We start from the raw sequence: 23,881 nt of genomic DNA, 5'->3' as shown, positions 1-23,881 counted from the left end.
CACCAGGGCAACGTAGGTGGTGAACCGGTCAGGCTTGCGCCATCCCACATCTCGCCGGGCACTCGGGGCCATCGCAACCCTCCACGATCAAGGTGTTGCGACGACCCCGAGACACCACCCGAGTTGCCCGGCTGCGCCGTTCGTGCAGTCCCCCCGGCGCCCGGAGCAGGGAGCGGTCAGGAGTGCAGGGCCGTCGTCGCCGCGATCCGGCCGAAGCAGAAGGCCTCGGACAGGTTCGCGCCGTCCGCCGGGTAGAGCATGCCCACCGGCTGGCCCAGCTCCCCGGCCGCGTAGAGCCCGGGGACCGGGACGTCGTAGGGGTCGAGGACCCGCCCGCCGGCGTCGCGGACCGGGCCGCCGCAGGTGTTCGACCCGCCCGGGTAGAGCGGCACGCAGTAGTAGGGCGGGGAGTCGAGCGGGACGAGCGTGCCGGCGGTCCGGCCGAACTCGTCGACCCCGTCGGCGCACGCCGCGTTGTAGGCGGCGACGGTGCGCGCCAACGCCTCCGGGTCGTCCATCCCCGCCGCCGCGGCAGCCTCGGCCGGGGTGTCCCCGCGGGCGATCCAGCCGCGTTCGATCTCGGCGGAGTTGTCGGGGCTCCAGTCGTAGAGCCCGACCTTCACGGCCCCGATGTGCGACAGCGTGAGCGGGCCCGCGGCGCGGCGCCGCTCGTCGAAGACCCACCAGCTCGGGATGCGGCTGTACCCGGCGCGGTCGTAGTCGTAGCGCAGCATCTCGTAGTAGAAGCCGTGCAACAGCTGGGCCTGCATCGTCTCGTTCGCGTACCGGTTGCCGTCACGGTCGACGATGACGTGGCCGGGCGGGTCGATGTCGATGATGAAGTTGAGCCAGCCGCCCTCGGCGGTGTCGAGCGGGAAGTGCCCGATCGCGCGGCCGATCATCGTGTTCATGTGCCACAGCCCGGCGCCGGCGGCCTGCGCCATGCGGACGCCGTCGCCGGTGTTGCCGGGGTTGCCGTAGAAGTGCACAGGGTAGGCGCGGAGGTTGTCGCGCTTGAGGTTCTCGTCGAACTCGTAGCCGCCGCAGGCGAGCACGACACCACGACGCGCGCGGACCGGCCCGGCCGCCGTCGAGACCCCGACGACCCGCCCGTCCTCGACGAGCAGGCGTTGCGCCGGTGTCCCCCACCGGATCTCGATGCCACGTCGGTGGACGGCCGCGGCCACCGCGGCGAACAGCGCGTCGCCGGCGCCGGCCGCCGGGTCGAGCCGGAACGCGGCCTCGCCCGGCTGGTGCACGCCCACCCCGGACGCGCCGGGGAGGTCGGGGTGCTCGGCGGTGTTGATGCGCGAGAAGGTCAGCCCGGCGGTCTTGCCCAGCCAGTCCAGGACATCGGTGGCCGACTCGGCCCAGGCGGCGGTGACGTCGGCGGGGACCATGCCGCCCGCGCACGCGTCGAGGTAGGCGGCGCCGTCGGCGGCGGAGTCGACGGCCATGACCAGCCCACCCGACATGCGGGTGCTCGGGGTGTGGGCGCCGTCGGCCTGCTTCTCCAGGACGACGACGCTCGCCCCGGCGTCGTGCGCGGTGATCGCCGCCGCGGCGCCCGCACCGCCGAAGCCGACGACGACCAGATCGACCTCGTCCACGCCTACCCCTACCGTTCGTCGTCAGTGTCCTACCGACGTTAGGTCGTGAGCGGCGACGACCGCTACAGCGACCGTCGTCACTCACAGGGCGCGCAGGGCCTCCCGGTACCGCGCGACCGACGCGAGCTTGATGTCCTCGTAGCCGCGGATCATGTCGGGCAGGCCCGCGATCTCCACGGCGCGCGGGAGCGTGCCGGCCGAGAGGTCCTGCAGCAGGCCCTCGACGAGGGTCCGGTACTCCGTGATCAGCGAGCGTTCCACGCGGCGGACCGCCGCCGCCCCGAACGGGTCGAAGCGGGTGCCGCGCAGGCGGCGCATGGCGCGCAGGGCCCGGAAGGCGGGGCCGGCGGAGCGGCCCAGGGCGATCTTGCGGTTCATGCCGAGCGCGCGCAGCACGGGCGGGTGCAGCTTGTAGGCGACCTTGGCCCCGGTCCCGAACTGCTCCTCGACCGCCGCCGTCAACGCGGGGTCCAGGCTCAGCCGGGCGACCTCGTACTCGTCCTTGTAGGCCATCAGCTTGTGGAGGTTGACGGCGACGGCCTCGGCCAGCGCGGTCGAGCCGGGGACGGCGGCGTCCTCGGCGACCCGCACCCGCTCCACGAGGGCCGCGTAGTCCGCCGCGTAGGACTGCGACTGGTACGCGGTGAGCTCCTCGACCCGCAGCTCGACGATCCCCGCGAGATCGCGGACCGGCTGGGCCGCCGGGGACAGCAGGCGGTCGAGGGCCGCCGGGTCCGCGACGGCCTGGCGGCCGCGCCGGAACGCCTGGACGTTCGTCGCGACGGCCGCGCCGTTGAGCTCGATGGCCCGCTCGATCGCGGCGGCGGGGATCGGCAGCGCACCCATCTGGTAGCCGGCGCCGACGAGGATCATGTTGGCGTACTGGTCCTGGCCGAACAGCTGCTCGGCCAGGCCGCGGGCGTCGAGGTAGGTGCCGGCGCGGACGTTGTCGGCGATCCGCCGGACGACACCGTCGACCTGTGGGAACGCGACGGTCGGGTCGGTGACCATGGCGCCGGTCGGGACCTGGGTCGTCGACACCACGGCGACGGTGCGGTCCGGGTCGGTGACCGCGAGCTGGGCCTTGTCGGCGGCGACGAGGAGGTCGGCGCCGAGGTAGAGGTCGCACTCGCGGGCGCCGAGCTTGCCCGCGGACGCCACCGGTGTCGCGGTGATCCGCAGGTCGGAGACGACCGCGCCGCCCTTCTGCGCCAGTCCCGTCTGGTCGAGCCCGCGCACCTCACGCCCGGCGATGACCGCCGCGGTCGCGAGGACGGCCGAGACGGTGACGACGCCCGTCCCGCCGACCCCGGCGAGCCGCACGGTGACGTCGGTGCGCCCGGTCGGGACGGGCTCGGGCAGTGCGGCCGCGGCGAGGTGGGGTGCCTGTTCGAACGAGACGGCGCCGGGCACGACCGACAGGAACGACGGGCAGTCCCCGTCGAGGCAGGAGAAGTCGAGGTTGCACGACGACTGGTCGATCCGGGTCTTGCGCCCGAACTCGGTGTCGACGGGCTGCACCGACAGGCAGTTGGACTTCTGCCCGCAGTCGCCGCAGCCCTCGCAGACGCGCTCGTTGATCATCACGCGGGTCGACGGGGTGGGGGCCTTGCCGCGCTTGCGCTTGCGGCGCTTCTCGGCCGCGCACTCCTGGTCGTGGATCAGCACGGTGACGCCGGGGATCGCCGCGAGCACACGCTGGGCCTCTTCGAGCCGGTCGCGGTGCCAGACCTCGACACCCCGCGCGAGACGGACGCCGCGGTAGCGCGAGGGCTCGTCGGTGGTGACGATCGTCCGGGCCACGCCCTCGACGGCGAGCAGCCGGGTGATGGCCGGGACGCCGAGGGCGCCGACGGCGTCCTGCCCGCCGGTCATGGCGACGGTCCCGTTGTGCAGCAGCTTGTAGGTGATGTTGACCCCGGACGCGACGGCCGCGCGGATCGCGAGCGACCCGGAGTGGTGGAAGGTGCCGTCGCCGAGGTTCTGCACGAGGTGCGAGGCCTCGACGAACGGCGACATCCCGATCCACTGGGTGCCTTCGCCGCCCATCTGGGTGAGCCCGATGACCTCGCCGACCTGCTCGGGGTCCATGAGCAGCACCATCGTGTGGCAGCCGATGCCGGCGGCCAGCAGCGAGTCCTCGGGCGGGGCGGTCGAGGTGTTGTGCGGGCAGCCGGAGCAGAAGTAGGGCGTGCGGGTGGCGGCGAGCGGCAGCATGACGGGCCCGCGTCGCGCCGGGCGCCGGGCCTCCTGCCAGGCGATCACGGACGGCAGGTCGGACAGGACGGTCGCCAGGCCGGCGGCGACGTCGTCGGACCCGAGCTCGCCGTGCGGCGGGAACAGCGACTTGCCGCGGACCATCGGCGCGTTCACCGAGCCGTAGAGGATGTCCTTGACCGCGGTCTCGAGGAACGCGCGCTTCTCCTCGACGACGACGATCTCGCGCAGGCCGGACGCGAACTCGGTGACGATGCCGGGTTCGACGGGGTGGATCATGCCCAGCTTGAGCAGCCGGACGCCGCGGCGGCGCAGCTCGTCGTCGTCGAGGCCGAGGACGTCGAGGGCGTGCCGCAGGTCGAGCCAGGTCTTGCCGGCGGCGACGATGCCGATCCGGTCGTCGCCGGTGCGGACCGGGATGTGGTTGAGGCCGTTGGCGGCGGCGTAGCGCAGGGCGAGCTCGGTGCGGGCGCCGTGCAGGTCGCGCTCCAGCGGGCCGAGGGTGGGTTGGAGCAGCCGGCCGGTCACGGTGTGCTCGAAGTCGGTCGGCGACGGCATCACCGGCCGGATTCCGAACCGGTCCACGTGGACGGTCGCGGACCCGTCGGCGACGGCCGTCGTCATCTTCATGCCGGCCCACAGCCCGCTGGCCCGCGACAGCGCGACGCCGTGCAGCCCGAGCGTCACGACCTCCGCCGGCTCGGCCGGGTAGAGCGTCGGGACGGCGAGATCGGCGAACGTCATCTCCGACGTGCAGGGCACGCTCGACGACTTCGCGGCCGGGTCGTCGCCGACGACGGCGAGCACGCCGCCGGTGCGGTGGGTGCCCATGAGGTTGGCGTGCCGGATGGCGTCGCTGGCGCGGTCGAGGCCCGGGGCCTTGCCGTACCAGAACCCGGTGACACCGTCGTGGCGCAGCCCGCCCGCGACGGCGGCGAGCTGGGTGCCCTGCACGGCGGTGGCGGCGGACTCCTCGTTGAGGCCCGGGGTGAAGACGACGCCGTGCTCGTCGAGGAGCGTGCGGCGGCGGCCGAGCTCGAGGTCGAACCCGCCGAGCGGGGAGCCCTCGTAGCCGGAGACGAACATGCGGGTGTCGAGGCCGGCGGCGCGGTCGTGGCGGCGCTGCTGGAACAGCAGCCGGACGAGTGCCTGGACCCCGGTCATGTGGACGACGCCGTCCTCGGCGACGTAGCGGTCGTCGAGGGAGTAGGGCCGGGCGGGGGCCAGCGTCTCCAGCGGGCCGGGTTCGACGATCGTCACAGACGCCTCCTCGCATCATCGGATGGCGCGACGCTAGGAACCGACCGGGCACACGTCCAGCAGCAATACGGGTCGGGTGGGCCATCGGTACAGTCACGGCCGACGGGAGCGGCACCAGGGAGGCCAACGGACCATGACCCTCGACGAGCTCGACCGGGCGCTGCTGCAGCTGCTGCTGGAGCAACCGCGGGCCGGCCTGCGCGAGCACGCCCGCACCCTCGGCGTGGCCCGCGGGACGGTGGCGGCGCGGTTCCTGCGCCTGCAGGAGGCAGGCGTGATCTCCGGGCTGGCCCCGTCGGTCGAGCCGCGCGCGTTCGGCTACTCGATGCTGGCCTTCGTCCATCTCGACCTGACGCAGGGCTACCTGGACTCCGTCGTCGAGGACCTGACGGCGATCCCCGAGGTCATCGAGGCCTACACGGTCACCGGTGACGGCGACCTGCTGTGCCATGTCGTCGCGCGCGACACCACGGAGCTCGAACACGTCATCCAGCGGCTGATCGCGGTGCCCGGGGTCGTGCGGACCCGATCGCAGATGGCGCTGACCCAGCGCATCCCGCACCGGACGCTTCCGCTGGTGCGGGCCGGTCGCTGGGCGCCGACCCGCACCCGCTGACGCCGGGGCGCCCGCCCTTGCGACCCCGTCACGGACGGCGTTAGGTTCCTAACGTCGTGATCGCCGGTGCCGGTGTGCCGGGAGCGAGGACGGGGAGGTCCGCATGGGATCGATGGTTGGCGCGGCGGTCGTCCGCAAGGAGGACCCGGCCCTGCTCACCGGACGAGGGACCTACGTCGACGACGTCCGGCTCCCCGGCACCGTCCACATGGTCTACGTGCGGAGCTACCTGGCGCACGCGAGGATCCTCGCCATCGACACCTCGGAGGCCGTGACCAAGCCCGGCGTCCTCGGGGTGTGGACCCACGCCGACCTGGAGGGCCTGCCGCCGAACCGCTCGGTCCCCGGCATGGAGCGACCGTGCCTGGCCCGGGACAAGGTGCGGTTCGTCGGTGAGCCGGTGGCCGTCGTCGTGGCGGCCGACCGCTACGCCGCGGCCGACGCCGCCGAGGCCGTCCTCGTCGAGTACGAGGAGCTGCCGGTCATGGCGAGCGTCGAGGCCGCCACCGCCGAGGGCGCCACCCCGATCCTCGACGGGCTGGAGTCCAACGTCGTCCTCGAGCAGGTCCTCTCGGCCACCGACGCCGAGGCCGAGCTCGCGGCGGCCCCGCACCGACTCGCGATCCACCTCAAGAACCAGCGCTGCGCCGCGGTCCCCATGGAACCGACCGTGTGCCTCGCCGACTGGCAGGCGTCGGGCCTCACCCTCTGGGCCACCACGCAGACCCCGCACCATTCCCGCAACGAGCTCGCCGCGATGTTCGGCCTGTCCCAGCAGGAGGTCCGCGTCGTCGCCCCCGACGTCGGCGGCGGGTTCGGCGCCAAGGCGTCGTGCTACCCCGAGTTCATCCTCACCTCGGAGCTGTCCAGGCGGCTGCGGCGTCCGGTCAAGTTCGTCGAGACGCGCAGCGAGAACATGACCTCGATGGTCCACGGGCGCGCCCAGGAGCACGACGTCGAGGTCGGCTTCGACGACGACGGGAAGCTCCTCGCGCTGCGGGTGCGGATCACCCAGGACTGCGGCGGCTGGCCCGACGCCACCGGCATCGGCCTGCCGACGCTCACGTCGTTCATGGCGGGCGGCTGCTACAAGATCCCGGTCATCGCGCCGAGCTTCCGGTCCGTCGTCACCAACACCACACCGGTGGGCTCCTACCGCGGCGCCGGGCGCCCCGAGGCCTCGTTCATGATCGAGCGGGTCGTCGACCACGTGGCCGCCGAGCTGGGGCTCGACCCGCTGGAGGTCCGCCGGCGCAACTTCGTCCAGGCCGCGGAGATGCCGTTCGCGACCCAGTTCGAGGGCATCGTCTACGACGAGGCGAACTTCCCCGGGGCGCTGGACAAGCTGCTCTCGGTCATCGACCACGACGCCCTGCGCGCCGACCAGGCCGCCCGCCGCGACGACCCCGCGAAACCGTTGCTGGGCATCGGGTTCTCGACCTTCGTCGAGATGGGCGGCTTCGGGCCGACGCCGCTGTTCGAACAGTTCGGCTACGTCGGCGGGTGGGAGTCGGCCAACATCCGGCTCAACGTCGACGGCTCCGCCGTGATCAAGGTCGGCACCTCCCCGCACGGGCAGGGCCACCAGACCGCGTTCGCCCAGATCGTCGCCGACGAGCTGTCCATCCCGTTCGAGCGCATCAGCCTCGTCCACGGCGACACCGCCACCGTGCAGGAGGGCATCGGCACCATGGGCAGCCGCGGCGCGCCCGTCGGCGGCTCCGCCGTGTTCCAGGCCGCGGGCAAGGTGCGCGCCAAGGCGATGACGATCGCCGCGCACATGCTGGAGGCCGACGAGGCCGACCTCGAGCTCACCGACGGCCGCTTCAGCGTGAAGGGCGCGCCCGACCAGGGCGTGTCGATGGCCGAGGTCGCCGTCCGCTCCTTCAAACCGCACCTGCTGCCCGACGGCTTCGACCTCGGTCTCGACGAGACGGCCTACTTCGAGCCGAAGAACCTCTCCTACCCGTCGGGCGCACACTGCTGCGTCGTCGAGATCGACCGCGACACCGGCTTCGTGAAGATCGCCCGCTACGTCGCCGTCGACGACTGCGGCACCGTCATCAACCCCCTGATGGCGACCGGCCAGATCCACGGCGGAGTCGCGCAGGGCATCGCGCAGGCCCTGATCGAAGAGGTCCGCTACGGCGCCGACGGCCAGCCCGCCACGGGAACGCTCGTCGACTACACGCTGCCGTCGGCGATGGACCTGCCCCGCTACGAGACCGACCACATCGTCACGAAGACGAGCTTCAACCCCCTGGGCGCCAAGGGTCTCGGCGAGTCCGGGGCCACCGCGGCGCCGCAGGCCGTCGTCAACGCGGTCGTCGACGCGCTGAGCCACCTCGGGGTGCGCGACGTGGAGATGCCGTGCACACCGCAGAAGGTCTGGCGCGTCCTGCAGCAGAAGGCGAACTGACATGTCCCACCACAAGATCACCGTGACCGTCAACGGCGCCACGAGCGAGGACGAGGTCGAGTCCCGGCTGCTGCTCGTGCACTACCTGCGCGACGTGCGGAACCTGACCGGCACCCACGTCGGCTGCGACACCTCCAACTGCGGCGCCTGCACGGTGATGCTGAACGGGCGCACCGTGAAGTCCTGCTCGGTCCTGGCCGTGGCCGCCGACGGGGCCGACGTCCTCACCGTCGAGGGCCTGGCCGCCGACGGCCGGATGTCGCCCGTGCAGCAGGGCTTCCAGCAGTGCCACGGCCTGCAGTGCGGCTACTGCACCCCCGGCATGGTCATGGCCGCCACCGGCCTGCTGCTGGAGAACCCCGACCCCGACGAGGACGAGGTGCGCGAGGGCATCGAGGGCAACCTCTGCCGCTGCACCGGCTACTCCATGATCGTCGACTCGGTCCGCTGGGCGGCCGAGCACGGCGGCGCGGGCGAGGTCGCCGCCCGCCACGCCCGCTGACCTTCCCCCACGAACGCAACCCCGGAGGTGCCGATGCCCGCAGTGCTGCGCGGCCTCGAAGGCAAGAACGTCCTGATCACCGGTGCCGGCAAGGGGCAGGGCGCCAGCCACGCCCGCGCCTTCGCCGACGCCGGCGCCAACGTCGCGGCGCTCGACATCACCGACCCGATCGCCGACATCTACCCGCTGGCGACCGAGGCGATGCTCGTCGAGACCGTGGAGGAGGTCGAGGCCCGCGGCAGCCGCGCCATCGCCCTGCCCTGCGACATCCGCGACGTCGACCAGGTCGAGGCCGCCGTCGCGAAGGCGCTGGGCTTCTTCGACAACCGCATCGACGTGCTCGTCTGCAACGCCGGCGTCGCCGCGCTCGACTCCATCCAGGACATGCGCACCCACGTCATGGACGCGGTGATCGACACGATCGTCAAGGGCCACATGAACGTCGCCAAGTTCGTGGTGCCGCAGATGATCGGCCGCCGGGCCGGGAAGATCGTCAACATCTCCTCCGGCGTCACCGGCTCCGGACACGCGATGCTGTCGCACTACGTCGCGGCCAAGCACGCCCTGGAGGGCCTCACCACCGCCTGGGCGTTCGAGCTGGCCGAGTTCGACATCAACGTCAACTGCATCGCCCCGGCGACGATCAAGCCCGGAGAGGGTCGCGGCTCGGGCATGGTCCTGGGGCTCGCGGCCGAGGTCGACATGACCCCCGACGCCGCCTACGAGATGTTCTCCGCCGCAGGCAACATGCCCGGCGAGAAGTGGCGCACCGAGGCCCAGCACATCACCGACGCCGTGCTGTTCCTCGCCTCGGACAACGCCGACCAGATCACCGGAACCGTGCTGCGGGTCGACGCCGGACAGGGAGCGAAGTGAGCAGGGTACTGATCACCGGGGCCGCATCGGGCATCGGCGCGGGCACCGCGGCACTGCTGCGCGAGCAGGGCTGGGACGTCGTCGGCGCGGATCTGAAGCCGGCCGAGGGCATCCTCGAGCTCGACGCCGCCGACGAGCACGCCTGGGACCGCGTCCTCGACGAGGCGGGCCCGGTCGACGCGCTCGTCAACTGCGCCGGGTTCCGCAGCCGCGCGCCGCTGGTCGACCTCGAGGTCGAGGAGTGGGACCGGATGATGACGGTCCACGTGCGCGGCACGTTCCTCGGCATCCGCGGCTGCGCCCGGCGCTGGCTCGCGGCCGGCACGCCGGGCGCGATCGTGGCCATCGCGTCGGTCACGGCCACCCACGCCGTGGCCGGACAGCCGCACTACGTCGCGGCCAAGGCGGGCATCGCCGGGCTGGTGCGTGCCGCCGCGGTCGAGCTGGCGCCGTCGAACATCCGCGTCAACGCCATCGGCCCCGGCATCATCGCCACCCCGATGACCGCCGACCGCCTGGGCAACTCCGAGCAGCGCGCCTGGCTGGAGAACCGCGTCCCGGCGGGCGACCACGGCGAGGTCTCCGACATCGCCGGCGCCGCGGCCTACCTGATCTCCGACGCCGCCCGCTACGTCAACGGCGTGCTCCTCCCCGTCGACGGCGCCTGGAGCGCTTGCTGACGTCTCCGCAGCTCAGCCCCTGTGAGCGACGTCGGTGCGGTCCCGGATCGGCGTCGTTCCTGCAGTCGGGAGGCCCTCGCCGGACCCGTGCGCCGGGACGAGGGGTTGACCGCGTCGGCCGCGGGCAAAAAGATGCGGCACATGCAGTTGCTGCCCGGGGTGCGGTCCGTCGTCGTTCCCACCGACCGGCTCGAGGTCCACCTCGTCGAGTTCGGGCCCGAGGACGGCGTGCCGGTCGTCATGCTGCACGGCAACCTGTCGACGGGGCGGTTCTTCGAGCACCTGTTCCCGAACGCCCCCGAGGGCTACCGGATCATCGCGCCGGACATGCGGGGCTTCGGCGACACCGAGCACCTGCCGCTGGACGCGACCCGCGGCCTCGCCGACTGGGCCGACGACACCGCCGCCCTGCTGCGGGCGCTGCGCATCACCCGGCCCGTGCACCTGCTGGGCTGGTCAACGGCGGGCGCGGCGATCGTCAACTTCGCGAGCGCGCGTCCCGTCGCCTCGTTGACGTTCCTGGACCCGGTGTCGCCGTACGGGTTCGGCGGTGTCCACGCCGACGGCACACCGTGCTTCCCCGACTACGCGGGCTCCGGTGGGGGCATCGTCAACCCCGAGGTGGTGCGCCGGATCGCCGAGGGCGACGACACCACCGAGAGCCCCTTCTCGATCCGCTCGGTGATGCGCACGGCGTACTGGCTGGAGTCGCACACCGAGCCGCGGGAGGACCTGCTCGTCTCCGAGGTGCTCAAGACGGTGACGGGCGTCGACAACTATCCGGGCGACTCGACGCCGTCGCCGAACTGGCCGGGCACGGCTCCCGGCACGACGGGGATCATCAACGCCCTGTCCCCCAAGTACTGCAACTGGACCAGGGTCGTCGACATCGACCCGAAGCCGCCGGTGCTGTGGACGCACGGCGCGGAGGACTCCGTCGTCTCCGACACCTCGATGCAGGACCTCGGGACGCTGGGCGAGCTCGGGTACGTGCCCGGCTGGCCGGGTGCCGACGTCTTCGGGTCGCAGCCGATGGTCTCCCAGATCCGGGAGGTGCTGGGCCGCTACGCCGCGGCGGGCGGGTTCGTGCGCACGGAGATCGTGCCGGGTGCCGGGCACAGCCCGCACCTGGAGCAGCAGGAGCTGTGGGAGCCGGTGTTCTGGGAGTTCGTCGGGGCCGCAGAACGCGGCTGACTACGCCGATCGGGTGAACCACCGACGGAAGGGCGGGCCCCCGGACGAGGAAGGGTCGTGAACCGCGACGAGCAGGTCAGGCCCGACCCGGGCCTCGCGCTGCTCGCGTTGTACGACACCGCCCTACCGGAGGTCTACGGCTATCTGCTCGCCCGTTGCGGGCGGCGCACGCTGGCCGAGGATCTCACCGCGGAGACGTTCCTGGCCGCGGTGCAGGAGTGTCGCCGGACGGCTGTCGGGCCGACGACGGGCTGGCTGGTCGGCATCGCCCGGCACAAGCTCGCCGACCACTGGCGGGCGTCGGCCCGCGAGGAGCGGGGCCTGTACGCGGTCGCCTCCGAGCACGGTGGCGGGTCCGAGCGCGGGACCGACCCGTGGGACGAGGAGATCGACGCGCTGCTGGCCCGCGAGGTGCTGGGCGAGCAGAGCCCGTTGCACCGCGCGGCGCTGACGTTGCGTTACCTCGACGGCCTGCCGGTCGGCGAGGTGGCCGGGCTGCTGGGCCGCAGCGAGCGGGCCACCGAGTCGGTCCTCGCCCGGGCGCGCACCGCGTTCCGGCACACGTACCTGCGACGCACGGGAGGGGACCCGGCATGAGCGACCCGCTGGACGCCCTCCACGAACCCGTACGCCCGGTCGATCCCGACCCGGCCTTCGCCGCGCGGCTGCGCGCCCGCCTCGAGCGTGAGGTGCTCGCCGCGCCCCGTCCCGACAGGGAGGACGCCATGACCAGCACGATCTCCCGTGGAGCCGCACTCGCCCTGCACTCCATCACCCCCTACATCGCGGTGCCCGACGCAGCGGCGGCGCTCGACTTCTACGTCGACGCCTTCGGCGCGGTCCGCCGCGGTGACCCGATCGTCATGCCCGACGGCAGGGTCGGGCACGCCGAGGTCGCGATCGGCGACAGCGTGCTGATGCTCGCCGAGCCGTTCCCCGAGATGGGCGTCGTCGCCCCGCGCGGGGGCGAGTCCTCCGTGTCGATGCGGCTGGAGGTGCCCGACCCGGACGCCGTCGTCGACCGGGCGGTCGAGCTGGGCGCGCGGCTGGAGCGGCCCGTCTCGGACTCCCCGTACGGGCGCGGGGGTGTCGTCGTCGACCCGGCCGGCCATCGTTGGATGGTGTCGCGGGAGGCGGCCGCGGGGCTGCCGTTGCAGGTCGGCGACGTGGCCTACGCCTCGCTGTGGCGGCGCGACGTCGGCGCCGCGGAGCGGTTCTACGGCGCCGTGCTGGGCTGGTCGGTGGAGCCCGACCACACCGGGCAGGGTCGCCGGGTCACCAGCACGGCGCAGCACCTGGGCATGCACGGCGGGCAGGACGTGGCGACGACGATGTGCTGTTACGCCGTCCAGGACGTCGATGCGACGGTCGCGCTGGTGCGCGCCGCGGGCGGTACCGCGGCGGAGCCCATCGAGGAGCGGTTCGGCCGCACCGCCACCTGCGTCGACGACCAGGGGATCCCGTTCGCGGTGTTCGCGATGGCGCCCGGCTCCACCCGTCCCGACACGACGGTGGCCGCGGCGCTGACCTACCTGACGATCGAGGTCCCCGACGCCGGCCGGGCGCGGGCGTTCTACGGCACGGTGCTGGGCTGGGGTTTCCACCCCGGCCGGGTGCCGGAGGGCTGGCAGGCGGTCTCGGCGTCGGGTGGTGACGTCTCGCCGGCGACGGGTCTGCTCGGCGGGGCCGGCGCGGCGTCGGTCGTGCCGATGTTCGTCGTCGACGACGTGGCGGCGGCGGTCGCCGCGGTCCGCGACGCGGGTGGGACGGCCGACGATCCTGCCGATGCCGGGTACGGCGTCTCGGCGCGCTGCACCGACGACCAGGGCGCGGCGTTCTGGGTGGTCCGGTACTGAGGCCGGGCGGTCGCGGGCGGCCACGATCGGGTCGGCGCCGGCTCGTGGTGGATCCGCTCGGCGGTGGCCCGGCGCCGCACACCGTGGGGGCGCTGCCGGGGAGGGTCGCGCCGCCGTGGTGGGGCCGGCTCGCCGTCGATCGGTTCCGACCGTTCGTCGGTCGCGGGTGTCCGGGCGTCGCAGCAGGTCAGAGTTCATCGCAGAGTTACGACCTCCGATCTCTTCACCCGGCAGGTATCACTCTGTTGCGTGACCGGCAGCCTACGATCTGCGACGTGCCCGTGATGCGCGATGTCGGCGTGATCCTGTCGGAGTGGTCCGCTCGCCGGACCCTGCGCCGCATGATCGACGAGTTCGGCCTCCCCGGTCTCGTGGCCGCCCGCCGGTCCCCCGGCCTCGGCGCGGCGCTCGACCAGCACGTCGCAGCGGTCCGCGACCTGCTCGACGACCGGCCGTTCGCCCACCGCTCGTCGGTCATCACCCGGATGCCGGCCCGGGAGCTCGCGCCGCGCCTCGCCGCGTATGCCCGCAGCCTGCTCGAGGAGCAGCGCCGCGGTGGCGGGGCCGTTCCCACGCCCGGCCCCGGCGAGTGGGAGCGGGCCGACTGGCTGACGCTGCGGCTGCTCGCGATCTGCCATCTGGGCCGCGCGGCCGCGCGCCGCGGCTGACCCGCCCCGACCACCCCTTCGGCCGACACCAGATGGGTGCCTCCTAGTCCGTTCGAGTGATGTCCTGGGTCACGCCGTGGCAGGCCGGCCGACCGGGATGCGCCGCCCGCGTACTCATCATGTCGATCTGTGTAGACGTGTTGACCTTGATCGTCCACGTCCATAGGCTCCGGCGGTACCCGACCGCGAGGAGTCTGCGATGGCGGTACCGCCTCCCGACCGTGATGCGCTGGCGGCAGCAGCCGCGCGTTACGGACTGAACCTCCCACCCGACGACCTCGACTCGTTCCAGCCGTTCGTCCACGGACTGCTGGCGTCCTGGGACGCCGTCGAGGAGCTCTACGACCAGAGCGCCCCCACCCCACCCGACCGCAAGTGGAACCGGCCCGAACCGGACGAGAACCCGTACAACGCCTGGTACGTCACGACGGAGATCACCGGCGCCGACGACGGTCCCCTCGCCGGGCGCACCGTCGCGGTCAAGGACAACACCGCCGTCGCGGGCGTCCCGATGATGAACGGCTCGATGACCGTCGAGGGCTTCGTCCCGACGCGGGACGCCACGATCGTCACCCGGCTGCTCGCGGCCGGCGCGACCATCGCCGGCAAGGCCGTCTGCGAGGACCTCTGCTTCTCCGGCGGCTCCCACACCTCCCGCACCGGGCCGGTCCGCAACCCGTGGGACGAGACCCGCTCGGCGGGCGGCTCGTCCTCCGGCAGCGCGGCGCTCGTCGCCGGCGGCCGTGTCGACGTCGCCACCGGCGGCGACCAGGGCGGATCCGTGCGCATCCCGGCCGCCTACAGCGGCATCGTCGGTCACAAGCCGACGTTCGGGCTCGTTCCGTACACCGGTGCGTTCCCGATCGAGCAGACCATCGACCATCTCGGCCCGATGACCCGCACGGTCGCCGACGCCGCGCTCGTCCTGAACGTGATCGCCGGCCCCGACGGGCTCGACCCGCGCCAGCCCGCAGGCCTCGTCCCCGACGACTACGTCGGCGCGCTCTCGCAGTCCGCCGCGGGGCTGCGCGTCGGCATCGTCACGGAAGGTTTCGGACACGCCAACTCCGACCCCGGCGTCGACGACACGGTGCGCGCCGCGGCGGTGAGCCTGCGCGACGCGGGCCTGACCGTCGAGGACGTCTCGCTGCCCTGGCACCTGCACGGCGCCCGGATCTGGGACGTCATCGCCACCGAGGGTGCGGCCGCCCAGATGGTCGAGGGCAACGGCTACGGCATGAACTGGCACGGCGAGTACGACCCGGAGCTCGTCGCCCACTACGGCAAGCAGTGGCGCGCGAACCCCGACGAGTTCTCCGAGACCGTCAAGTTCGTGCTCCTCACGGGCGGCTACGGCCTCACCACGCAGCACGGCAGGCACTACGCGATGGCCCGCAACCTCGCGCTCCAGCTGCGCAAGGCCTACGACGAGGCGCTCGACCGCTACGACGTCCTCGTCATGCCGACGCTGCCGCTCACCGCGTCGACCATCCCGGCCGACGACGCCCCGCGCGAGGAGGTCATCCCCCGCGCGCTGGAGATGATCGCCAACACCTGCGTCACCGACGTCACCGGCCACCCGGCGACGTCCGTGCCGGCCGGCCTGTCCGACGGCATGCCCGTCGGAATGATGATCATCGGCCGGCATTTCGAGGACGCGACCCCACTGCGCGTCGCCCACACCTTCGAGCAGGCCGTCGGGGGCTTCCCCGCACCCGCGGCCACGATCTCCGGGAGCCAGGCATGAACGGCGTGCACGACCTCGGGGGTACCGACGGCCTCGGCCCGGTCCCCGTCGAACAGGACGAACCGCTCTGGCACGCGGACTGGGAGCGCGCCGCGTTCGGCATGTTCTCGATGCCGTTCCGGGCCGGGTTCTTCGGCGTCGACGAGTTCCGGTTCGGCATCGAGCAGATGCACCCGGCGGTATACCTGCTCTCGCCCTACTACGAGCACTGGATGCACTCGGCCGAGCACTTCGGCATCGAGAAGGGCATCCTCGACCCCGCCGAGATCGAGGAGCGCACGAGGTACTACCTGGAGAACCCCGACGCCCCGCTGCCGGAGCGGTCCGACCCCGACCTGCTGGCGTTCGTCGAGGCCGTCGTCCCGGCCGGTGCGCCGGCGGGCCGGGAGTCGGACAAGGAGCCGGCGTTCGCGGTCGGCGACCGGGTCACCGTGATCGACTCCAGCCCGCACGGGCACACCCGCCGCGCCCGCTACGTCCGCGGCCGGACCGGCGAGGTCGTGCTGGCCCACGGCACGTTCATCTACCCCGACAGCGCAGGCAACGGCGGCGGCGACGCCCCCGAGCACGTCTACACCGTCAGGTTCACCAACGCCGAGTTGTGGGGCGACGACGTCGCCGAGCCGAACGGGTCCGTCTACTTCGACGTCTGGGAGCCCTACATCGTCCCGGCCGCCGACTCCGAAGGGAGCGCAGCGTGAGCACCACCCCGATCCACCCGCCCACCGTCCGTACGCAGGAGGAGATCGCCGCCCGCGTCAAGGCGCTCGAGGCCATCATGATCGAGAAGGGGATCATGACGACCGAGGCGGTCGACCGGATCACCGAGATCTACGAGAAGGAGGTCGGCCCGCAGCTGGGCGCCTCCGTCGTCGCGAAGGCCTGGACCGACCCCGACTTCCGGGAACGCCTGCTGCGCAACGGCACCGAGACCTGCCGCGAGCTCGGCATCGGCGGGTTGCAGGGCGAGGACATGGTCGTCGTGGAGAACACCGAGACGGTCCACAACGTCATCGTCTGCACCCTGTGCTCCTGCTACCCCTGGCCGGTCCTGGGGCTGCCGCCCAACTGGTACAAGGGCCCGGAGTACCGGTCGCGGATCGTCCGCGAACCGCGCAAGGTGCTGCGCGAGGACTTCGGCCTCGACCTGCCCGACTCCGTCGAGGTGCGGGTGTGGGACTCGTCGTCGGAGATGCGGTACTGGGTGCTGCCGCGCCGCCCCGAGGGCACCGACGGCATGTCCGAGGAGGAGCTGGCGCGCATCGTCACCCGCGACTCGATGATCGGCACGGGGATCGTCTCCGCCCCGTGACGCGAGCACGGCCCCACAACGGGGAGCTCGCCGGCGCCCGGCCGGCGGGCTCCCCGCGGGGCCTTCGCGACCACCGGGGACACCCCCGGCATGCAGGCGACGGCGTCCCGCCGGCACCGAAGCAACGCACGAGAAGGAGCTGACGGCCATGATCACGCGTGACTCCAGGATCGGCACCGCGGTGGTGGGTTCACCATGAGCGGATTCCGCGCCGACGCCACCGAGCTCGGCGACGCGCGCCGGCGCGTCGAGGCCCTGGTCTGCGACCTGCCGCAGCGACCCGGCGAGAAGGCGTTCGACGAGCCGTGGGAGCTCCGCGCGTTCGCCATGGCGGTCGCGGCCTATCACAACGGGCAGTACGAGTGGTCGGAGTTCCAGCTGTCGCTGATCGAGTCGATCCGGCAGTGGGAGACCGACGGCGGCGACGCCGAGGCGGCGCCGTGGTCGTACTACGAGCACTGGCTGACCGCGCTGGAGACGGTGCTGGCCGGCAACGGCGTCCTGTCCGACGCCGCGCTCGACGACCGCACCCACGCGGTCCTCGCGACCCCGCGCGCGAAGAACCACCACGAGCCGCACTACGAGCCCGTGACGATCGACCCGGCGCGCTGATCCCGGCGCGCCACCCCTGCGGCAACGAACGGCACGGTCGCGCAGCTCAGGTGCGCGACCGTGCCGTTCGTTCGCTGCCCGGGCGGCGGGCCGGCGCTCACATCGAGATCGAGCCCTTCCGGAAGTCGCTGCGCCCCAGCCGGACGTCGACGAGCACCGGGCCGTCGGCCGCCTTCGCCTTCGCCAGCGCCGCCGGCAGCTCCGCGACGTCGTCGACGTGCAGGCCCGTCGCACCGAACCCGGCCGCGACCAGGTCGTAGCGGGTGTGGGCGAGGACCGTGGCGACGTCGTCGCGCAGCAGCTCCACCTGCTCGCGCGCGATCTGCGACCAGGCCGCGTCGTTGCCGACGACGGCGACCACCGGGATGCCGTGCCTGACGAACGTGTCGAACTCCGAGAGCGAGTAGCCCACCGACCCGTCGCCGAACACGACCCACAGCGGCGCATCGGGGTGCACGGTCGCCGCGCCCAGCGCGAAACCCGCGCCGACACCGAGGGTGCCGAACACCCCCGGGTCGAGCCAGCGCAGCGGGCCGTCGGGACGCAGCACGTACGAGGCCGTCGCGACGATGTCGCCGCCGTCGCCGACGACGATCGCGCCCGGCGGCAGCGCGGCCGCCACCTCCTGGCACATCCGCACCGGGTTCACCCCGCCCTCGGTGGGGGCCTCGGCCTGGACGGCGATGTCGGCCTCGCGGTCCTCGTCGCGGCGGCGGACGACGTCCATCCACTCCGGCCAGCGCGGCGGCGCGGCGTCGGCGGCCCGGGTGGGCAGCGCGGCCGCGACACCCGCGAGGGCGAGCGCCGCGTCGCCGAGGATCGCGACGTCGGGACGGCGGTTGCGGCGCAGGTCGGCGCTGCTGCGGTTGGCCGACACCAGCGTGGCGCTGCGGCGGACGTGGTTGCCGTAGTCGAGGCGGAAGTCGGCGGGTACCCCGGCGAGCAGGACGAGGTCGGCGGCCTTCAGGCTGTCGCGGCGCTTGTGCCTGGCCTGCAACGGATGGTCGGCGCCGAGCAGGCCCCGCGCGGTGCCCGAGAGGTACACGGGCGCTCCGATGCGCTCCAGCGCCGGGACGAGCCGCTCCGCCGCACCCGGGGACACCATCGCCTGGCTGCCGACGAGGACCACCGGCCGCTTCGCCCTGCTCAACGCCGTCGCGGCCGCACCGACCCGGTCGGGTGCGGGGACGGGCGCGGGGACGTCGACGAGCGGTCCGGGTGTGTTGCGCGCGGCGCCCCGGAACATCCTGGCGACCCGCGCCTTCAGGTAGGTCTGGACGGCGCGTTCGCCCAGCGACCGGCCGGACCGCGCGGCGCCGTACCACTGGCGGACGACGACCTCGTCGTAGAGCAGGTCGATCGGCAGCTCGACGAACACGGGCCCGGGCACCCCGGACCGCGCCATCCGGAACGCCTCCTCGACCGCCGGACCGATGTCGCGGACCCGGCGGACCGCGTACGCCCACTTCACGTGCGGCCGGATCAACGCCATCTGGTCGATGTCCTGCAACGCGCCGCGGCCCTGCAGCACCGTCGGCGCCGCGCCCCCGAGCAGCACGACCGGCGACTGGGCCAGCTGCGCGTTCTTCACCGCCGTCACCGTGTTGGTCAGCCCCGGCCCCGCGGTGACCGCCGCGACGCCCGGCAGGCCGGTCAGCCGCGCGACCGCGTCGGCCGCGAACACCGCCGTCGCCTCGTGCCGGGTGTCGACGATCCGGATGCCACGTGCCTTGGCGCCCACCAGGATCGGTGAGATGTGCCCGCCGCACAGGGTGAACAGGGCGTGTACCCCCTGCGCACTGAGGACCTCGGCGACCTGATCGCCTCCGTGCACCGTCCGCTCCCCTCGCCGGCGAGTAACCCCCCACGGCCAGCCTACGAGTGTCGAGGCGGTCTGCCGAGTCCGTTCGGGTGCCGATGCGTCCCTTTCGCCGGACCTGCGCGCCGGGGACCCACCGCCGGGCCCGGGCCGGTCCCGTGCACGAGGAGCGGACCGGCGCGGTGTCGCGGGCCGGGCCGGTCAGGTCGTCGCGACGGCTGCGGCGCGGCCGGTCTGGCGGCCGCTGAACAGGCAGCCGCCGAGGAACGTTCCCTCCAGCGACCGGTACCCGTGCATCCCGCCGCCGCCGAACCCGGCGACCTCGCCCGCCGCGAACAGCCCCGGCACGGGCGCGCCACCGGCACCCAGGACGCGGCCGGACAGGTCGGTCTGCAGCCCGCCGAGCGTCTTGCGCGTCAGGATGTTGAGCCGTACCGCGATCAACGGGCCGTGCCGCGGGTCGAGGATGCGGTGCGGCGACGCGACCCGCACCAGCTTGTCGCCCCGGTAGCGCCGCGCCCCGCGCAGTGCGGTGACCTGCAGATCCTTGGCGAACGGGTTGTCGATCTCGCGGTCGCGGGCGACGATCTGGCGTTCCAGCCCGGCGAGCGACACGAGGTCCTGGCCGGTCAGCCGGTTCATCCCCGCGACGAGCCGGGGCAGCGTGTCGGCGACGACGAAGTCCTCGCCGTGCTCCATGAACGCCGCCACCGGGGCCGGGGCGCCGGGGCGGATGCGGCCCAGCGTCGCGCGGACGTCCTTGCCCGTCAGGTCGGGGTTCTGCTCCGAGCCCGACAGCGCGAACTCCTTCTCGATGATCGTCTGCGTCAGCACGAACCAGGAGTGGTCGTAGCCGGTGTCGGTGATGGCCTTCAGCGTGGCGAGGGTGTCGAAGCCGGGGAACGCGGGGGCCGGGAAGCGGCGGCCGCGGGCGTCGAACCACATCGACGACGGCCCGGGCAGGATGCGGATGCCGTGCCGGTCCCAGATCGGGTCCCAGTTGCGCAGGCCCTCGGTGTAGTGCCACATGCGGTCGCGGTTGACGACGCGCCCGCCCGCCTGCTCGGTGATCCCGAGCATCCGGCCGTCCACGTGCGCGGGCACCCCGGAGATCATCGTCGCCGGGGCGGCGCCGAGACGGGACGGCCAGTTGGCGCGCACCAGGTCGTGGTTCGCGCCGATCCCGCCCGAGGTCACGACGACCGCCTGCGCGTGCAGCGCGAACTCACCCGTGACGACGCGGGAGCTCGCCGTGCCGCGCGCGGCCGTCGACGGTTCGAGGACCGCGCCGCGCACCCCGTCGACGACTCCGTCGGTGATGGTCAGGGCGTCGACACGGTGCCGGAACCGCAGCTCGACGCGGCCGGCGGCGGCGTGCTCGCGGACCCGGCGCTCGAAGGGTTCGACCAGGCCCGGACCAGTGCCCCAGGTGACGTGGAAGCGCGGCACCGAGTTGCCGTGGCCGTCGGCGAGCCCGCCGCCACGTTCGGCCCAGCCGACCACCGGGAACCAGCGGATCCCCATGGCGTGCAACCAGGATCGCTTCTCCCCGGCGGCGAAGTCGACGTAGGCGCGCGCCCAGCGCAGGCCCCAGTGGTCGGCGCCGGTGACCGCGTCGGGGTCGCGGTCGAAGCCGGCGCTGCCCAGCCAGTCCTGCCAGGCGAGGTCGGCGCAGTCGCGGACGCCGAGGCGTCGCTGCTCCGGGGAGTCGACGAGGAACAGCCCGCCGAAGGACCAGTGGGCCTGACCTCCCAGCGACGCGTCGGGTTCCTGGTCGAGGAGGATCACGCGGCGGCCCGCGTCGGCGAGCTCGGCGGTGGCGGCCAGCCCGGCCAGTCCCCCGCCGACGACGATCACGTCGGTGTCCACGCGCGAAGGATGCCAGCAGCGGCGGGTCGCGTGGGCGCCGGATCATCGACCCGTAGGGTGGGTCGCCGGCCGCGACCGGCGAAGGTGGAGCACCACCGGGGAGCGGCCGACGGCACGTCCTTCGCCGGCGTCGACCGCCCGGGTGCCCCGGCCCGTCCCGACCGCAGACCGTGAGGATCCGCATGCTCCTGCGCTACGGCACCAACCCCCACCAGCAGCCTGCCACCGCCGAGTTCCTCGACCCCGGCCGCCCGCCGGTCCGGGTGCTCTCCGGCGAGCCGTCGTTCGTCAACATGCTCGACGCCCTCACCGGGTGGGCGCTGGTCCGGGAGGCGGCCACCGCATGCGGTGTCCCGGCAGCCGCGTCGATGAAACACGTGTCACCCGCGGGGGTGGCGCTCGCCGGGCAGGTCGACGAGGTCGCGGCGGAGACGTTCGGGCTCGACGCGGCGTCGGTCGGGCCGCTGACGAGTGCCTACGTCCGGGCCCGCGACGCCGATCCCCGTGCCTCGTTCGGCGACATGATCGCCGTGTCCGAGCCGGTCGACGCCGAGCTGGCCGACCTGGTGCGGCGGCTCACGAGTGACGGCATCATCGCGCCCGGGTACGCGCCGGGAACCGTGGAGACGTTGGCGGCCAAGAAGGACGGCCGCTTCCTGGTGCTGGAGGCCGACCCGTCGGTGTCGCCGCCGCAGCGGGAGGCCCGGGAGATCGGCGGGGTCCGGCTCGAGCAGCCCCGCGACGCCGAGCCGCTCACCGCGGAGCTGTTGACCCGCTCGGCGCCCGCGCTGGCCCCGCGCGCCGTCACCGACCTGCTACTCGGCCTGATCGCCATGCGCCACACCGAGTCCAACGCCGTCGCGTACCTGCGCGACGGGATGGCGCTGGGTATCGGGGCGGGCCAGCAGTCGCGGATCGACTGCACCCGGCTGGCGGGGAGCAAGACGGACAACTGGTGGTTGCGCCGGCACCCCGCGGTGCGGTCGATGACGTTCGTCGACGGCCTGTCGGCGACGGAGCGGACGAACTGGCGGCTGCGCGTCGTCGAGGGGGATCTCGACCTGCGGGAGACGACGCTGCTGTCGGCGGCGACCCGCGGGTTCACGCTGTTCACGGCCCGGGAGCGGACGTCGTGGATCGGGCGGCTCGACCAGGTCGCGTTCGTCTCCGACGGGGCGATCCCGTTCCGGGACAACGTCGACCAGGCCGCGCGGCACGGGGTGCGGCACCTCGCGGAGCCGGGCGGCTCGACCCGCTCGCCCGACGTCGTCGCGGCGTGCCGGGAGCATCGCATCACCAGGGTCTGCGACGTCCCGCGGCTGTTCCGGCACTGACCCCGACATCGGAGCGCACCGCGCTGTCGATTGACAATCGATAGATCTTCCCTGAAAATCGATCTATGATGATCGAACGTCGAGCGATATCCGCACTTCGGGTGTTCCTCGTGGTGCTGTTCTGCGTCCTACTCGTCTTCCAGTTCCTCTCGTTGCCGGGCACCTTCCGCTACATGGCCGAGCAGAACCCGAACGACGCCCCGCTGCGCTGGCCGGCGACGATCATCGCCGGGTTCTGGGTGCTGTGCGTGCAGGTCGTGATCGTCGCGACCTGGCAGCTGCTCACCCGGGTCAAGCGGGACAGCATCTTCAGCGAGAGCTCGCTGCGCTGGGTCGACGTGATCGTCGGGGCGATCGGCGCGGGCTGGCTCGTGCTCGTCGCGGTCGACATCGTCGTCCTCACCCAGGCCGACGACCCCGGAATGCCGATGCTCCTGCTGCTGCTCACCACGGGCGCCACCGTCTTCGGACTGCTGGTCGTGGTGCTGCGCGCCCTGCTGCGCCAGGCCACGGCACTGCGCACCGACCTCGACTCGGTGATCTGAGTGGCGATCATCGTGCGGATCGACGTCGAGCTGGCCCGGCGCAAGATGAGCGTCGGCGAGTTCGCCGAGCGGGTCGGCCTGACCCCGGCCAACGTCGCGGTGCTGAAGAACGGGCGCGCCAAGGCCGTCCGCTTCTCGACGCTCGAGGCCATGTGCCGGGTGCTGGAGTGCCAGCCCGGCGACCTGCTGGAGTTCGTCGACGAGGACGAACCGGCCGAGCCCCGGGCACAGAGCCACCCCTGACACCCGGCGGCGACCCCGTCTCGACCCACGCCGGCCCGCGGCGTGGCGCGACGGAACCGTCGCCACGGGCCCCCGATCAGCCGGTCCCCGGCCGGAGCAGGCGGGCGAGGGCCTCGCGCGCGGCGGCGTCGCGGGCGGCGATGCGGTTGAGGTCGACGGCCAGCGCCTCGAGCCACTGGTCCACCCCGACCGGACGGCTGCCGATCACCACACCCCGCACGACCTGCCGGATCTCACCCTCGACGACGCCACGGGCGCCCTCGCGCAGCTCCAGGTCCCGGTCCTGGCCGTGCACCAGCACCGCGACGGGGCGCCCCTCGCGACCCGTCACGCGGTCGGCCAGCCCGCGCCTGCGCTCGACCTCCACCGTCCCGTCGGGCAGCGCCCCCGCCAACGCCTCGGCGAGCAGCCGCGCGTAGGACGCCACGTCGTTCCGGTCGCTGCGCAGCATCACCGCGAGCAGCGCAACGTCGCCCATGGGGCCGAGCCCCCTCGGTCCCCC

General features: G+C 73.2%; 21 protein-coding genes and 1 riboswitch. Of the genes, 16 read left to right on the top strand and 5 right to left on the bottom strand.

Annotated elements, in window-relative coordinates; translation table 11 throughout:
- Positions 1–176: 176 nt before the first annotated feature.
- Together AB7F12_RS26400 and AB7F12_RS26395 are read right to left on the bottom strand one after the other, a co-directional pair.
- Positions 177–1,610, bottom strand: a complete 1,434-nt coding sequence (locus tag AB7F12_RS26400) for an FAD-dependent oxidoreductase (protein WP_428497598.1) — start codon at positions 1,608–1,610, stop codon at positions 177–179.
- Between the two features lie 81 nt (positions 1,611–1,691).
- The gene (locus AB7F12_RS26395) at positions 1,692–5,087 is read right to left on the bottom strand and encodes an indolepyruvate ferredoxin oxidoreductase family protein (RefSeq protein ID WP_428497597.1); all 3,396 of its coding nucleotides are present in this window, start codon (positions 5,085–5,087) and stop codon (positions 1,692–1,694) included.
- A gap of 133 nt (positions 5,088–5,220) precedes the next feature.
- On the opposite strand from AB7F12_RS26395, the gene AB7F12_RS26390 reads away from it, so the two are divergent.
- The 13 genes from AB7F12_RS26390 to AB7F12_RS26330 all read left to right on the top strand — a co-directional run bounded on the left by AB7F12_RS26390 (position 5,221) and on the right by AB7F12_RS26330 (position 17,569).
- A complete protein-coding gene (locus AB7F12_RS26390; protein WP_428497596.1) occupies positions 5,221–5,703 on the top strand; it encodes an Lrp/AsnC family transcriptional regulator in 483 nt (160 codons plus the stop codon).
- A gap of 103 nt (positions 5,704–5,806) precedes the next feature.
- A complete protein-coding gene (locus tag AB7F12_RS26385; protein ID WP_428516949.1) occupies positions 5,807–8,122 on the top strand; it encodes a xanthine dehydrogenase family protein molybdopterin-binding subunit in 2,316 nt (771 codons plus the stop codon).
- Position 8,123: 1 nt separating this feature from the next.
- Positions 8,124–8,624, top strand: coding sequence for a (2Fe-2S)-binding protein (locus AB7F12_RS26380; protein ID WP_428497594.1), 501 nt, complete (start codon positions 8,124–8,126; stop codon positions 8,622–8,624).
- 33 nt (positions 8,625–8,657) lie between these two features.
- The gene (locus AB7F12_RS26375; protein WP_428497593.1) at positions 8,658–9,500 is read left to right on the top strand and encodes an SDR family NAD(P)-dependent oxidoreductase; all 843 of its coding nucleotides are present in this window, start codon (positions 8,658–8,660) and stop codon (positions 9,498–9,500) included.
- Entirely contained in the window at positions 9,497–10,180 is a 684-nt protein-coding gene (locus AB7F12_RS26370) for an SDR family NAD(P)-dependent oxidoreductase (RefSeq protein ID WP_428497592.1), read from the top strand. The genes AB7F12_RS26375 and AB7F12_RS26370 overlap by 4 nt, the downstream gene beginning before the upstream one ends.
- A gap of 141 nt (positions 10,181–10,321) precedes the next feature.
- Positions 10,322–11,374 (top strand): alpha/beta hydrolase, encoded by a 1,053-nt coding sequence (locus tag AB7F12_RS26365; RefSeq protein WP_428497591.1) that lies wholly within the window; start codon positions 10,322–10,324, stop codon positions 11,372–11,374.
- Positions 11,375–11,431: 57 nt separating this feature from the next.
- Positions 11,432–11,971: an RNA polymerase sigma factor gene (locus tag AB7F12_RS26360; protein WP_428497590.1), complete on the top strand. Its 540-nt coding sequence runs from the start codon at positions 11,432–11,434 to the stop codon at positions 11,969–11,971.
- Complete coding sequence (locus AB7F12_RS26355) at positions 11,968–13,230, top strand: VOC family protein (protein WP_428497589.1); 1,263 nt, start codon at positions 11,968–11,970, stop codon at positions 13,228–13,230. Before AB7F12_RS26360 ends, AB7F12_RS26355 begins: the two co-directional genes overlap by 4 nt.
- Before the next feature lie 284 nt (positions 13,231–13,514).
- A complete protein-coding gene (locus tag AB7F12_RS26350) occupies positions 13,515–13,898 on the top strand; it encodes a DUF6401 family natural product biosynthesis protein (protein ID WP_428497602.1) in 384 nt (127 codons plus the stop codon).
- Between the two features lie 199 nt (positions 13,899–14,097).
- On the top strand, positions 14,098–15,645 hold the full coding sequence (locus tag AB7F12_RS26345) for an amidase (RefSeq protein ID WP_428497588.1): 1,548 nt from the start codon (positions 14,098–14,100) through the stop codon (positions 15,643–15,645).
- Positions 15,642–16,346 carry a nitrile hydratase subunit beta gene (nthB, locus tag AB7F12_RS26340; RefSeq protein ID WP_428497587.1) on the top strand — a complete coding sequence of 235 codons (705 nt, stop codon included), beginning with the start codon at positions 15,642–15,644 and terminating at the stop codon, positions 16,344–16,346. The genes AB7F12_RS26345 and nthB overlap by 4 nt, the downstream gene beginning before the upstream one ends.
- Complete coding sequence (gene nthA, locus AB7F12_RS26335) at positions 16,343–16,957, top strand: nitrile hydratase subunit alpha (RefSeq protein ID WP_428497586.1); 615 nt, start codon at positions 16,343–16,345, stop codon at positions 16,955–16,957. Before nthB ends, nthA begins: the two co-directional genes overlap by 4 nt.
- Positions 16,958–17,152: 195 nt before the next feature.
- Positions 17,153–17,569, top strand: a complete 417-nt coding sequence (locus AB7F12_RS26330; protein WP_428497585.1) for a nitrile hydratase accessory protein — start codon at positions 17,153–17,155, stop codon at positions 17,567–17,569.
- A 97-nt stretch (positions 17,570–17,666) separates the two neighbouring features.
- On the opposite strand, the gene AB7F12_RS26325 is transcribed toward AB7F12_RS26330, so the two are convergent.
- On the bottom strand, positions 17,667–19,403 hold the full coding sequence (locus AB7F12_RS26325) for a thiamine pyrophosphate-binding protein (protein ID WP_428497584.1): 1,737 nt from the start codon (positions 19,401–19,403) through the stop codon (positions 17,667–17,669).
- Between the two features lie 186 nt (positions 19,404–19,589).
- Entirely contained in the window at positions 19,590–21,257 is a 1,668-nt protein-coding gene (locus AB7F12_RS26320; protein ID WP_428497583.1) for an FAD-binding dehydrogenase, read from the bottom strand.
- Positions 21,258–21,318: 61 nt separating this feature from the next.
- Positions 21,319–21,408, top strand: a riboswitch (ZMP/ZTP riboswitch).
- A gap of 31 nt (positions 21,409–21,439) precedes the next feature.
- On the opposite strand from AB7F12_RS26320, the gene AB7F12_RS26315 reads away from it, so the two are divergent.
- The 3 genes from AB7F12_RS26315 to AB7F12_RS26305 all read left to right on the top strand — a co-directional run bounded on the left by AB7F12_RS26315 (position 21,440) and on the right by AB7F12_RS26305 (position 23,379).
- Positions 21,440–22,591, top strand: a complete 1,152-nt coding sequence (locus AB7F12_RS26315; protein ID WP_428497582.1) for a 5-aminoimidazole-4-carboxamide ribonucleotide transformylase — start codon at positions 21,440–21,442, stop codon at positions 22,589–22,591.
- Positions 22,592–22,656: 65 nt separating this feature from the next.
- Entirely contained in the window at positions 22,657–23,136 is a 480-nt protein-coding gene (locus AB7F12_RS26310; RefSeq protein WP_428497581.1) for a DUF2975 domain-containing protein, read from the top strand.
- A complete protein-coding gene (locus tag AB7F12_RS26305; RefSeq protein WP_428497580.1) occupies positions 23,137–23,379 on the top strand; it encodes a helix-turn-helix domain-containing protein in 243 nt (80 codons plus the stop codon).
- Between the two features lie 76 nt (positions 23,380–23,455).
- On the opposite strand, the gene AB7F12_RS26300 is transcribed toward AB7F12_RS26305, so the two are convergent.
- Positions 23,456–23,857 (bottom strand): hypothetical protein, encoded by a 402-nt coding sequence (locus tag AB7F12_RS26300; RefSeq protein WP_428497579.1) that lies wholly within the window; start codon positions 23,855–23,857, stop codon positions 23,456–23,458.
- Positions 23,858–23,881 lie beyond the last annotated feature (24 nt).

Origin of the sequence: Pseudonocardia sp. (assembly GCF_050250275.1) — a bacterium.
Taxonomy (GTDB): domain Bacteria; phylum Actinomycetota; class Actinomycetes; order Mycobacteriales; family Pseudonocardiaceae; genus Pseudonocardia.
This window is presented reverse-complemented; position numbering and strand designations above follow the sequence as displayed.